This window comes from Cellulosimicrobium sp. ES-005, assembly GCF_040448685.1.
Lineage (GTDB): Bacteria > Actinomycetota > Actinomycetes > Actinomycetales > Cellulomonadaceae > Cellulosimicrobium > Cellulosimicrobium cellulans_G.
This window is the reverse complement of the sequence record NZ_CP159290.1, coordinates 1,164,444-1,177,157: the sequence shown is the minus strand read 5'-3', so window position 1 is coordinate 1,177,157 and position 12,714 is coordinate 1,164,444. Positions and strand designations below refer to the sequence as shown.

The window sequence follows — 12,714 nt, the reverse complement described above, 5'->3', positions numbered from 1 at the left end:
CTCGTCCTCCAGGTCGGGTCAGAGCGCGCGCAGCGCAGCGGCGACGTCGGCGGTGCTCGCGAGCGCCGCCTGCTCCAGCACCTTGGAGATGCTGGGCGACGACTCGGAGCCGTGCACGCGGGTCACCGGGGCGTCGAGCCAGTCGAAGTACCTCCGCTGGATCTCGTCCGCGAGCCACCCGCCGTACGACGTGCCGGCCGAGCCCTGCTCGACGACGAGCACCTTGTTGGTCTTGCGGATCGACTCGCCGAGCGTGTCCCAGTCGACGCTCGCGCGGTCGAGCCAGCGCAGGTCCACGACCTCCGCGTCGACGCCCGCCTCGTCCGCGGCGTCGACGCAGCGCTGGACCATCGACAGGTAGGAGACGACGGTCGCGGCGCTGCCGGACCGGCGGATCGCGGCCTTGCCGACGGGCAGGCAGAAGTCGAGGTCCTTCGGCGCGTCCATGACGGCCTTGTACAGGTCGGCGTCGTGCTCGAGCACCGCGACGGGGTCCTTGAGCCGCATCGCCGCGTTGACCAGCCCGACGTAGTCGAGCGGGGTGGACGGGGCGACGATGCGCCACCCGACGGAGGTCGCGAGGATGCCCGCGGGGTCCATCGAGTGCTGCGAGCCGTAGCCGGTGCCCGTGCCGATCTTGATGCGCAGCAGCAGCGGCATGTCGTGGTCGCCGCCGAACATGTGCCGTGCCTTGCCGATCTGGTTGAAGAGCTGGTCGGCGGCGACCCAGATGAAGTCGGCGTACATGAGCTCGACGACCGGGTAGTAGCGCCCGTCGAGCGCGAGGCCGCCCCCCAGGCCGCTGAACGCGGCCTCGGCGATGGGCGTGCCGAGCGTGCGGTCGGGGAAGTCCGTCCCGAGCCCCTTGGTCGCGCCGCGCGACCCGCCGTTGAGCTTGTGGACGTCCTCGCCCATGACGACGACCCGCTCGTCCGCCGACATGCGGCGGTGCATCACGTCGGCGACGACGTCGACGAACTTGCGCTGCTCGAGCTCCTCGGAACCGAAGTCCGCGACGTCGCGGACGTCCGCGCCGTCGAGCCCGGACAGGTCGCCGCGGATGCCGACGTCGATGAAGTCGGTGTCGGGCCACAGCGCGGGACGGATCTGCTGCTGGCCAGGCTTGCCGCCGGGCACCGGCTCGAGCAGCGAGGCGGAGATCTCCTTCATCGCGGCCTTGGCCCGCGCGCGCACCTGCGCGCACTCGTCCGGGGTGAGGAGCCCGCGCTCCACGACGCGTGCCTCGACGGTCCGGATCGGCTCACGGTCGCGCCACGCCTGCTCCTCCTCCTTGGCGCGGTAGCCGAACGCGCTGCCGGGGAACGGCCCGTTCTGGTGGAAGTAGCGGTACGTGTCCGCCTCGACGATCGTCGGGCCGCCGCCCGCGCGCATGTGCTCGACGGCCTGCTGCATGGCGAGGTAGACGGCGAGCGTGTCCTGCCCGTCGACGCGCCAGCTCTTGATGCCGAAGCCGAGCCCGCGCGCGGACAGGCGCGGGTCGCCGGTCGCCTCCTCGACCGTCGTCGAGACGGCGTACTGGTTGTTCTCGATGAAGAAGCAGACCGGCAGGTCCCAGGCGGCGGCGAGGTTGAAGCTCTCCAGCACCGAGCCGATGTTCACCGCACCGTCCCCGAAGTAGGTGACGGCGACGTTGTCGGTGCCGGAGTGCTTGTCCGCCCAGGCGAAGCCGGTCGCGAAGGGGACGGCCCCGCCCACGATCGCGTTCGTGCCCATGGCCCCGGCCTCCTTCCACTGCAGGTGCATCGACCCGCCACGGCCGCGGCAGTAGCCGTCGGCGAGGCCCGCGATCTCGGACAGGGACCGGTAGAGGACGGTGCGCACGTCGTCGCCGAGCTCGGCGCGCGCGTCGAAGCCGTCCGGCTGGACGTAGCCGAGCGCCTTGGCGAGGAACTGGTGGTGGCCGCGGTGGGAGCCGTTGATCTGGTCCGCCGCGACGAGAGGCAGGACCGAGCCCACGGCGCCGCCCTCCTGGCCGATCGAGGAGTGGGCCGGACCGTTGATGAGCTTCTGCCCGGCGAGCTCGAGGACCTCCTCCTCGAACGCGCGCACGAGGTGGAGCTGGACGAGCATGGTCTCGAGGAGCCGCGGGTCGGCGGCCTTCCAGTCCGCGGTCGTGGTGCTGAGCTCGACCCATGTGGCGGCCGGCTTGAGTGCCTTGGTCTTCGGCATAGGATCGCCTTCCTCGGGCGTGTCGTCCGTCGCGTGACGGGGTGCTGTCCGGCCGAGCCGGCACGAACGGCCCGGACGAGGCGACCCGTGGGCACCGGTGCCCACGCCGTCTCCTCGTCGAGGTCGCTCGTCGCGGGCGTCACCGCCGGCTCGGAGCATGTCGCTGCGCCCGACCATACAGCTACATACATGTATAGTCCAGCCTGGACGTGAATACGGGGGACCTGGCATGACATGTCCGGTTCCGCTAGCGTGGATCGTCTACGGCGCGCCTGACGACGGACGCGACCTTTCGGACCTCGACCCCGACGGAACACGATGCCCCAGACACTCGACCGCGACGGTTCGACACCGCTGTACATCCAACTCGCGAACATCCTGCGCGAGAAGATCGAGGGCGGCGAGTGGGCGGTGAACCACAAGATCCCGTCCGAGAACGAGCTCAACCAGACCTACGGGATCAGCCGCATGACGGCGCGCCAGGTCCTCGCGCAGCTCGCGAACGAAGGACTCATCTTCCGCGTCCAGGGCAAGGGCACGTTCGTGGCCCCGCGCAAGATCAGCACGCGCTCCCCCGCGTACAAGGGCATCCGCGAGCAGCTCGAGCAGATGGGGTACGCCACCTCTACCCAGCTGCTCGGCATGGAGCTCGGCACGCCGCCGAGCAACGTCGCGCGCACGCTCGGGCTGCCGTCGGGAGCCCATGCCTACACCGTGCGCCGCCTGCGCCTCGTCGAGGACGAGCCGATCAGCCTCCACACGTCCTACATCCCGCAGGCGCTCGCCGAGGACCTCGACCGCCACGACCCCGCCGAGCGTCAGCTGTGCGCGATCCTCGAGGACGCGTACGGCCTGCGCATGGACCACGTCGTCGAGACGCTCGAGACGACGACCCCCTCGGCCGCCGACGCGCGCGTCCTGGGCGTCGGCCGCACCGCGCCGCTCCTGCTGCTCACGCAGCAGATCTCCACCGCGACGGGCACGCCCTTCGAGCACTCGCGCATCCTCTTCCGGGGCGACAAGATCCGCCTCGAGTTCCACTACGACCTCTGACCGGCGCACCCGACGCGGCGGGGCCCGGAGACCGACGGTCCCCGGGCCCCGCCGCGTCGGGTGCGTCGTCAGCGCAGGAGCGCCTCCAGCGCGGCCACGTCGACGAGCTTGTCGCTCAGCACGTCCGGACCGGCCAGCACCGTCGCCGGCAGGTCCGGCTCGCCGAGGTGGTCGACCACGAGCGAGGCGTCCGGGAACTCGTCCTCGGTCGTGAACGTGCTCACGGTCACGAGGTGCCGCAGCCCGGCGCGGCTCGCGGCCGTCGCGCCCGCGGCGGAGTCCTCGACCACGACGACCTCCTCGGGCGACCGGCCGAGCCGGTCGATCGCGAGCAGGTAGATGTCCGGGGCGGGCTTCTTGGCAGGCACGACGTCCCCGGCGAACACCCCGGCGACGCGCGCGTAGTCCTCCTCGCCGACGACGGACCGCAGGACGGCCTCGACGCTGCGCTGCGCGGACGTCGACGCCACGGCGACCTGCCACCCGGCGTCGAGCGCCTCGTGCACGAGTCGGCGCACGCCGGGGCGCCCCGGCAGCGCGCCCTGCTCGACGAGCTCGACGTAGATCTCGCTCTTGCGCAGGTGCGCCGCTCGCACGGCCTCGTCGAGGTCGCCGCCGCGCGCGAGGTCGACCTCGGGGTGCTCGGCCAGGTACGCCTTGAGGCGCTCCTTGCCGCCGCCGACGCGCAGGAGCGCGGCGTACTCCGTCGCCGACCACTCGATCGTGTGCCCGAGCTCCGCGAACGCCCGGTTGAACGCGACGAGGTGGCCGTCGCGCTCGGTGTCCGCGAGGACGCCGTCGCAGTCCAGGACCAGTGCGCGCGTCATGCGGCCGCCCCCGCCGCGTCCCGGGACGACCCGAAGACCTCGATGTGCGTCGCGATCTCGTCGCGGACGGCGACCAGCACGGCGTCGAACATCTTCACGGGCTCCCACCGGCCGGTGCGCTCGCACTCGTCGAGGTGCTGCTTTGCGGTCCGCATGTAGGCGAGCTTCAGGGCGGTGGAGATGTTGATCTTGGACACGCCGGCCGCGATGAACGCCCGGAAGTCCTCGTCGCGCAGACCCGTGCCGCCGTGCAGCACGACGGGCAGGTCGCTCAGCGCGCGCAGGCTCTCCACGCGGTCGACCCGCAGCACGGGATCGGCCGTGTAGAGGCCGTGCGCGGTGCCGAGGGCGGGAGCGAGCAGGTCCGTGCCGGTGTCGCGCGCGACCTCGACGAGCTGTTCGACGCTGTAGGAGTGCAGGGCCTCGTCGGACCCGACGCCGTCCTCGACCCCCACGATGTTCTCGATCTCCGACTCGACGGCGGCCCCCGCGGCGTGCGCCTCGCGCACGACCTCGGCGGTCTCGCGCCACGCGACGTCGAGGGGTCGGTCGGACGCGTCGAAGAGGACGGACGACCACCCTTCGGCGAGCACCTCGGTGATGACGGCCCGGTCGGGGCAGTGGTCGAGGTGCAGGGCGACCGGGACGGTCGCCTCCTCGGCCGCGGAGTGCACGAGGCGCGACAGGTGCCGGGCGCCGATGCTCCTCACCGTCTTGACGGACGTCTGCAGGATCACGGGCGACCGCGCGCCGTCGGCGGCCGCGATGACGGCTCGCGCGGAGAGGTCGTCCGCGATGTTGACCGCGGGTACGGCATATCCGCGACGCTGCGCCTCGTCGACGAGGGCCAGGGTCGGGGCGATGGGCATGGATGTCCTCCTCGTGGTGCGACGACGGGGCCTCCGTTGGCCCGACCGTCGGTCGTCCGTGCGCGGCCGCTCACCGGCCACGCACCCGATAGCTAGATCGTACTTGTCCAGACTCCTCTATACAAGTATTCCCTAGACGACCGCACCCACGGCGGCCCGGACCTCGGCCACCGTCGCGAGGAACGCGTCCGGGTCCAGGCCTCCGCGACCGAGGAACACGCCGTCCGGCACGTCGCGCGGGTCCCCGCCGGCGCCGGCTCGCGCGATCGCGGCGAACGTCCCCGGCCCGGCCGACCCGCCGTAGAGCACGCGCGAGCGCGCGACTCGCTCGTCGACGAGCGTGCGGAGCACGCCCACCGTCCGCAGCACGTGGTCCGCCGGCGCCGGCTCGGCCGCGCCGATGGCCCACGTGGGCTCGTACGCGACGACGACCTCCGCGTCGTCGGGCAGGCCGCCGAACGCCGCGTCCAGCTGGGCGCGCAGGACCGGCTCGGGCTCCGCGCTCCGCTCCGGCTCGCCCACGACGAGGATCGGGACGAGGCCGTGCCCGACGGCGGCCCGGACCTTGCGACCGAAGAGCTCGGGCGTCTCGCCGACGTGCCGCACGCGCTCCGGGTGTCCGACCATGACGTACCGCACGCCGAGCTCGGCGAGCAGCTCCGCGCTCACCTCGCCGGTGTAGGGGCCCCTGGGGTGCGGGGAGACGTCCTGCACCCCCACGTCGGCGCCGGTCCCGGCGAACCCTTCGGAGAGCACCGTGACGAGCGGGTGGGGGACGCACGCGTAGACCCCGTCACCGCCCCCGCGCGCCGCGAGCCCGCTCGCGACGCGCTCGGCCCAGGACCGCGTCTCCGCGAGCCCGAGATAGCCCTTGGTGCTGCACCCGACGAGCGTCCTGGGAAGCATGGTTCCCCTCTCCGCGCCGCCGGCCCGACGACGCTGTCCGTGTCCGTCCGGACATTGTGGCCGCAACCGCCATACGTGTGCAACCATGTACACACAAGTTGGTGGTCGCGCGGACGACGACCTGCACCCGGCCCGGCGCGCACAGGAGCGCAGCCGCCGAGGCGTCGAGACGCACCGCCGCGTGAGGAGGACGGCACACGAATGGGTGGTACACCGCGAGCCGACGCACCACGGCTCGACAGCAAGACCTACGACATGGTGATCGTCGGCGCCGGGATCAACGGCGCCGCGATCGCGCGCGACGCCGCGCTCCGCGGGCTCGACGTCGCGCTCGTCGAGCGCGGCGACTACGGCGGCGAGACGTCGTCGTGGAACAGCCGCCTGATCCACGGCGGCCTGCGCTACCTCGAGCACGGCGAGCTCCGCCTCGTCCACGAGTCGCTGCACGACCGCGAGCACCTGTGGCACGTCGCACCGCACCTCGTCACCCCGCTCCCCTTCGTGGTGCCGCTCTACCGGCACAACCACGTCCCGGGGTGGATGCTCCGCGTCGGCATGGTGCTCTACGACGGCCTGTCGCTGCGCAAGTCGGTGCCGCGCCACCGCGCCATGACGCGCGACGCGACCCATCTCGAGCTCCCGGGCCTCGGGCTCGACGGGCTCGACGGCGCGGTGCGGTACTACGACGGTCAGGTGGTCTACCCCGAGCGGCTCGTGCTCGAGACCGTCCTCGACGCGTGCCGGCACGGCGCCGACGTGCTCAACCACGCCGAGGTCACCGAGATCCTCGTCGAGGACGGCGCGGCCCGCGGCGTCCGTGTGCACGACGCCGAGAGCGGCGAGGAGCTCGTCGTGCGGGGCCGGTGCGTCGTCAACGCCGCGGGCCCCTGGGTCGACCACCTCGCCCACGGCCTGCCCCTGCCCCGGCAGATCGGCGGGACGAAGGGCACGCACCTCGTCGTCGACCCCTTCCCCGGGGCCCCGGACGCGGCGATCTACTTCGAGGCGCGCAGCGACAACCGGGCGATCCTCGTCATCCCGTGGAACGGCCGCTACCTCATCGGGACGACCGACGACCGCTACGACGGCGACCCCGGTGCCGCGCGCGGGACCCGGGAGGAGGTCGACTACCTGCTGGCGGAGACGAACGCCCTCGTGCCGTCCGCCGGGCTGACGGTCGACGACGTGCTCCTCACCTACTCCGGCGTCCGGCCGCTCCCCCACCGCCCCGGCGCGAAGCCCGGCGCGATCCCGCGCAGCCACCTCGTCGAGACCCACGTCGAGGTGCCGCGGCTCGTGTCCGTCGTCGGCGGCAAGCTCACCCCGCACCTGAGCCTCGGTCGCGAGGTCGTCGACAAGGTCGCCCGCCTCCTCAGCCTCGACGTCCTCGCCTCCACCGCGGCCGACACCCCGCTCCCCGGCGCCCCGAGCACGGGGTCGTGGGAGGACGAGCGCGGGCGCGTGCTCGCGGACCTGCCGTTCCCGGCCGAGGTCGCCGAGCGCCTCGTCCGCGTCTACGGCGCCGTGGCCCGCGAGATCGGCGAGAGCGCACGGCGCGACCCGCGGCTCGCGCAGGTCCTGGGCGAGGGCCGGGGCGCGGTGACGCTCGCAGAGCTCGCGCACGTCGTCGAGCGCGAGCACGCGACGACGCTGACGGACGTCCTGCAGCGCCGCACGATGGTCGGCATCGAGCCCGGGCTCGGCCTGGACGTCGCCGAGGGCGTCGCCGACGTGCTCGGCGACATGCTCGGGTGGGACGCCGAGCGTCGGGACGCGGAGGTCGCGGCCCACCGCACCTACGTCCGACGTCTGCTCGGCGGCACCGCGGCCGACGACGACGCCGACGAGACCCCGGCCTCCGCGGCGCACGCCGCGTGAGCGCAGCACGACGGGGCGGCACCCACCGGGTGCCGCCCCGTCGTCGTGACCGGTGCGTCGCGTCAGGCCGCGGCGCCCGGCACCTTGCGCGCCCAGCCCTTAGTCAGCTCGCGCGCCTCGCGCCACCCGGCGTACAGCGTGTCCGCCTGGTCACGGCTCATCGCCGGCTCGAACACGCGGTCCTGCTGCCAGCGGCTCGACACCTCGTCGAGCGAGCCGTAGACGCCCGTCGCGATGCCGGCCATGAGCATGGCCCCGTAGATCGTCGCCTCCTGCACGCGCGGCCGGATCACCGGGATGCCCGTGATGTCCGCGGTCATCTGGCACAGCAGGTTGTTCTTCACCGCCCCGCCGTCGACGCGGATCTCCGGGATGGTGATGTCGGACTGGTCGAGCGCGGCCTGCACGAGGTCGCGCGTCTGGTAGACCATCGACTCCACGCCCGCGCGGATGATGTGCAGGCGATTCGTCGCGTTGGAGATGCCGACGATCGCGGCGCGCGCGTAGGAGTCCCAGTCGGGCGCCCCGAGGCCGGTGAACGCCGGGACGAGGTAGACGCCCTCCGTGCTCGCGACCTGACCCGCATACCACTCGCTGTCCGGCGCGGCGTGGATGAGCTTCATGTCGTCGCGCAGCCACTGCATGGTCTTGCCCATGGCGTACACGACGCCCTCGATCTCGTACGCGATGTCGCCGCCCACGCCCCACGCCGCGGTCGTCGTGAGACCGGGCACGTACGCCGTCGAGCTGCCGGCGTTGATGTTGAGGACGCCCGCGGTGCCGTACGTCATCTTCGCCTGGCCGGGCTTGAACGCGGCCTGGCCGAAGAGCCCGGCCTGCTGGTCGCCCATGTTCGCGGCGATCGGGACCGGGGCCCCGAACGACGGCGCCGCGTCGCCGACGACGGTGTCGGACGGGACGATGCGCGGCAGCATGACGCGCGGGATGCCGTATATCGAGAGCAGCTCGTCGTCCCAGTCGAGCGTCTCGAGGTTCATCATCATGGTCTCGGCGCCGTTGGAGTAGTCCGTGACGAACGCCTCCCGGCCCGTGAGGTTCCAGACGAGCCACGTGTCGATCGTGCCCGCGAGCAGCTCGCCCTTCTCGGCACGCTCCTGCGCCCCGGGGACCGCGTCGAGGATCCAGCGGATCTTCGACGCGGAGTAGAAGGCGTCCGGCGTGCGGCCGGTCTTGCTGCGGATGGTCTCGCCGTGCCCCTCCGCGACCCACTGCTCGACGATGTCGACCGAGTGGCGCGAGGCCCACACGATCGCGTTGTAGATGGGCCGCCCGGTGTCCTTCTCCCAGACGAGGGCCGTCTGCCGCTGGTTGGTCAGGCCGATCGCGCTGAGGTCAGCGGGCTGGATGCCCGCCTGGCGCATCGCGGCGCGCATCGTCTCGTACTGGGTCGTGACGATCTCCTGCGGGTCGTGCTCGATCCAGCCGGACCGGGGGTAGTGCTGCGTGAGCTCGGCCTGGCCGAGTCCGAGGACCGTTCCCTCCTCGTCGATCACGAACGTCCGGGCGCTCGTGGTTCCCTCGTCGATTCCGAGGATGTACTTCGTCATGTGCCACACCTCATTGTTGACAGTTCCGAGTGCTGACGCGGGGGTCGTCCCCGTCCGGCCTGGCTCCGAGGCGTCGGTGCCCCGGGGGCCGGAGATACGTGCCCGACGTCCGCACGCTAGTAGCCAGTACACGTCTAGTCAACTAGTTGTCCGAACCTGTATGTGGTCGTACTATCGACACGACCGCGGGGTGGCCGGCGACGGTGCCGGCTCCAGACAACGACGTGCGCTTCGCGAAAGGTACTCATGGACATCGATCTCTTCTCCCTCCTGCTCTCGCTCGGCGGAGGGTTCGTGGGCGCGGCCCTCGGCGCGCTCCTCGCATTCGTCTTCACCGGCCTGGCCGTGGTGCTCGGCGTCGTGGCCCTCGCCGCGGGTGGTGGCTCGGGCATGCTCGACACCGTCGCGTTCGGGCCGTTCTTCGGCCCGCACGTCGCGTTCGCCGGCGGTGTCGCCGCCGCGGGCTACGCGGCACGGCGCGGCGGCTTCGACGGCAAGGACATCGTCACACCTCTCGCGAGCATCCGACGCCCCGACGTGCTGCTCGTCGGCGCGCTGTTCGGCGCGCTGGGCTACGTGGTGCAGGTCGCGGTCGCCGCGACGCCGTGGTTCGGGAGCCACACGGACACCGTGGCCGTCACGGTGTTCCTCTCGGGCGTCGCCGCCCGGCTCGTGTTCGGCCGCACCGGCCTGCTCGGGGCGGTGCCGCGCACGCCGCAGGGCTGGAAGCGCTTCGCGCCCACGCCCGAGAACCAGTGGATCCCGGGCCAGCAGCGCTTCCGCGACAACACGGTGCTCGGCGCGTTCGCCGGCCTGTTCGCGGCCGGCACGACCGTGCTCCTCGCCGAGAGCTTCCCCGACCTCCAGGGCAGCGCCCACGTGTTCGCCTTCGGCGTCTCCGCGTTCTCGCTCGCGTTCCTCGCGGTCGGGATGCCGGTCCCCGTGACGCACCACATCACGGTCGTCGGCGGTCTCGCCGCCGCCACGTTCCTTCCCGTCGTGGGCAGCACGTTCGCGGCCGTGCTCGTCGGCGCCGCGTTCGCGGTCGTCGCCGCGTGGGGCGCGGAGCTGTTCGCGCGCCTCCTGCACATCCACGGCGACACCCACATCGACCCCCCGGCCGCGACGATCTGGCCCACGAGCCTGCTCGTCCTCGGCCTGGGCAGCGCCCTCGTCTGAGCGCACCCGGCGCGGGCGGGTCCGGTGGTGCCACCACCGGGCCCGCCCGCGCGTCATGACACCCGACCTCAGGAGAAGCATGTCGTCCTCGACCGTCACCCTCCCCTCGCTCGCCGACGTCGGCGCCCTCGCCCTCGACGTCGACGGGACGCTCGCCGGCGCCGACCACGCCGTCTCGCCGCGCACCGCGGCCGCGGTCGCCCGCGTCCGCGACGCCGGCGTCCCCGTCCTGCTCGTCACCGGGAGGTCACGGGCCAACACCCTCGATCTCGCGGGCTCGATCGGACTCGACCTGCCCGTGGTCTGCTGCAACGGGGCCGTCGTGGTCGACCCGCGCACGGACGAGGACCTGCGCGTCGAGACCCTGGCCCCGGAGGAGATCCGGACGATGGCCGAGCTCGCGGACGAGCTCGGCCTCACCTGCACGTGGTGGACGTCGCGCGACATCTTCATCTCCGAGCCGGGCTTCGGTCGCGACCTCCTCATGGCGCTCAACGAGCAGGACGTGCGCGTCGCCGACCTCCGGGACACCGACCCGCGGGCGATCGTCAAGATCATGGTCGTCGGCCGCGGGGACCGTCTGGACGAGGTCGCCCCCACGGTCTCGCGCGTCCCCCGGATCGCCCGCGCGATGGACGAGTTCTTCGAGCTCTCGCCCGAGCGGGGCGCGAAGTGGGAGGGCCTGTCCTTCGTGCTGGACCGCCTCGGCGTGACCGCGGACCGCACGCTCGGGTTCGGCGACGGCGGCAACGACGTACCGTGGCTGTCCCGCATCGGCTACGGGTTCGCGATGGGCAACGCGCGCCCCGAGGTCAAGGCCGTCACGCTCGCGAGCATCGGCAACCACGCCGAGGACGGGCTGGCCGCCTTCCTCGAGCACGCCCTCGACCACCTGGGCCTCGGCGCCCCCCGGACCGGAGACCTCGCATGACGACCGCTTCCCTCTTCCGCCTCCCCGAGGACGTCCGCGGCGACGACTACGTGCTCGCGACGTACCACCTGCGCCTGCCCGCAGGCACGGACGTCATGGCCAAGGCCACGACGTTCGCCGTCGGGCAGACGACCGGCACCTGGGTCGAGGTGCCGGGCCTGACGCCCGAGCTGCGCGCGCGGCACGAGGGACGCGTCGTGCGCGTCCTCGAGGCACCGCCCGTCGAGGTCGGGGGCGACGACGACGAGGTGCACGACTTCCTCGTCCAGATCGCCGTCCCGACGGTCAACGTGGGGCCGCAGCTCCCGATGCTGCTCACGACGCTGCTCGGCAACGACGCGTCGACGTCCGTGCAGGCGAAGCTCGTCGACCTCGAGCTCCCGGACGCCTACGCGCGCGATCTCGGCGGTCCCCGGTTCGGGGTCGCCGGCGTGCGCGAGCTCGTCGGGGTCACGGACCGGCCGCTCGTGCTCAACATGATCAAGCCGTGCACCGGGCTGAGCCCGCAGGAGGGCGCGCGGATCTTCAAGGAGACCGCGCTCGGGGGCGTGGACCTCGTGAAGGACGACGAGCTGCTCGGCGACACGTCGTTCTCGCCCGTCGTCGAGCGCGTGCGCGAGTTCGGTCGCGCCGCGCGCGAGGTGCTCGAGGAGACGGGCAAGGACGTGGTCTACGTCCCGAACGTCACCGACCGGCCGGACCGCATGCTCGACACCGCGCGCCGGGCGGTCGACGCGGGGGCCCGCGCGCTCATGATCACCTACGCGACCGTCGGGTACGGCGGCCTGCAGGCGCTGCGCGACGCGGTGGACGTCCCCCTGCTCGGCCACTTCGCCGGCACCGGCCCGTACTTCGAGGGGCCCGCGTCCGGGATGAGCGCCCCGATCGCGGCCGGCATGCTCCCGCGTCTCGCGGGGGCCGACCTCGTGCTCACGACGACCCCGTACGGGGGGTACCCGGTCCGCCGCCTGCCGTACCTGCGCACGCTGCAGCAGCTCGCGCTGCCGCGCCCGCACGTCGCCCCCGCGCTGCCCGTGATCGGCGGCGGGGTGCACCCCGGCGTGGTCGCGCGGTACGTGCGGGACGCGGGCACCGACGTGGTCCTCGGCGCGGGAGGCGCGGTCCAGGGGCACCCGCAGGGGCCCGCCGCGGGCGTGCGCGCCATGCGCCAGGCGATCGACGCCGCGGTCGCCGGCCGCGACGTGCGCGACGCGGCGCGCGAGCACCCCGAGCTCGCCGCGGCGCTGGAGCGCTTCGGCGTGCTGGACTGACGCGTCGACGCACGACGAGAGGGGCGGGTGGTCGTCACCACC

At 72.8% G+C, this 12,714-nt stretch carries 10 protein-coding genes; 5 read left to right on the top strand and 5 right to left on the bottom strand.

Features of this window, described 5'->3' with window-relative positions; all coding sequences use genetic code 11:
* Nucleotides 1-18 precede the first annotated feature (18 nt).
* On the bottom strand, nt 19-2,190 hold the full coding sequence (locus tag ABRQ22_RS05050; protein ID WP_353708785.1) for a thiamine pyrophosphate-dependent enzyme: 2,172 nt from the start codon (nt 2,188-2,190) through the stop codon (nt 19-21).
* Nucleotides 2,191-2,508: 318 nt separating this feature from the next.
* Here ABRQ22_RS05050 and ABRQ22_RS05045 point away from each other — a divergent pair, with 318 nt between their 5' ends.
* Nucleotides 2,509-3,243 carry a GntR family transcriptional regulator gene (locus ABRQ22_RS05045; protein ID WP_253053475.1) on the top strand — a complete coding sequence of 245 codons (735 nt, stop codon included), beginning with the start codon at nt 2,509-2,511 and terminating at the stop codon, nt 3,241-3,243.
* A gap of 68 nt (nt 3,244-3,311) precedes the next feature.
* On the opposite strand, the gene ABRQ22_RS05040 is transcribed toward ABRQ22_RS05045, so the two are convergent.
* The 3 genes from ABRQ22_RS05040 to ABRQ22_RS05030 form a co-directional block, all read right to left on the bottom strand.
* On the bottom strand, nt 3,312-4,070 hold the full coding sequence (locus ABRQ22_RS05040) for an HAD-IA family hydrolase (RefSeq protein ID WP_353708784.1): 759 nt from the start codon (nt 4,068-4,070) through the stop codon (nt 3,312-3,314).
* Nucleotides 4,067-4,939 (bottom strand): class II fructose-bisphosphate aldolase, encoded by an 873-nt coding sequence (locus ABRQ22_RS05035; protein ID WP_353708783.1) that lies wholly within the window; start codon nt 4,937-4,939, stop codon nt 4,067-4,069. Before ABRQ22_RS05035 ends, ABRQ22_RS05040 begins: the two co-directional genes overlap by 4 nt.
* A gap of 132 nt (nt 4,940-5,071) precedes the next feature.
* On the bottom strand, nt 5,072-5,845 hold the full coding sequence (locus ABRQ22_RS05030) for a triose-phosphate isomerase family protein (RefSeq protein ID WP_353708782.1): 774 nt from the start codon (nt 5,843-5,845) through the stop codon (nt 5,072-5,074).
* A gap of 201 nt (nt 5,846-6,046) precedes the next feature.
* Here ABRQ22_RS05030 and glpD point away from each other — a divergent pair, with 201 nt between their 5' ends.
* A complete protein-coding gene (glpD, locus tag ABRQ22_RS05025; protein WP_353708781.1) occupies nt 6,047-7,723 on the top strand; it encodes a glycerol-3-phosphate dehydrogenase in 1,677 nt (558 codons plus the stop codon).
* A 62-nt stretch (nt 7,724-7,785) separates the two neighbouring features.
* On the opposite strand, the gene glpK is transcribed toward glpD, so the two are convergent.
* Nucleotides 7,786-9,291, bottom strand: coding sequence for a glycerol kinase GlpK (gene glpK / locus ABRQ22_RS05020; protein WP_253053467.1), 1,506 nt, complete (start codon nt 9,289-9,291; stop codon nt 7,786-7,788).
* Between the two features lie 246 nt (nt 9,292-9,537).
* Here glpK and ABRQ22_RS05015 point away from each other — a divergent pair, with 246 nt between their 5' ends.
* From ABRQ22_RS05015 to ABRQ22_RS05005, 3 genes are all read left to right on the top strand, one after another.
* The gene (locus tag ABRQ22_RS05015; protein WP_253053465.1) at nt 9,538-10,470 is read left to right on the top strand and encodes a hypothetical protein; all 933 of its coding nucleotides are present in this window, start codon (nt 9,538-9,540) and stop codon (nt 10,468-10,470) included.
* A 79-nt stretch (nt 10,471-10,549) separates the two neighbouring features.
* Nucleotides 10,550-11,401, top strand: coding sequence for an HAD-IIB family hydrolase (locus tag ABRQ22_RS05010; RefSeq protein ID WP_353708780.1), 852 nt, complete (start codon nt 10,550-10,552; stop codon nt 11,399-11,401).
* On the top strand, nt 11,398-12,672 hold the full coding sequence (locus tag ABRQ22_RS05005) for a RuBisCO large subunit C-terminal-like domain-containing protein (protein WP_253053460.1): 1,275 nt from the start codon (nt 11,398-11,400) through the stop codon (nt 12,670-12,672). Before ABRQ22_RS05010 ends, ABRQ22_RS05005 begins: the two co-directional genes overlap by 4 nt.
* The last annotated feature ends 42 nt before the right edge of the window (nt 12,673-12,714 follow it).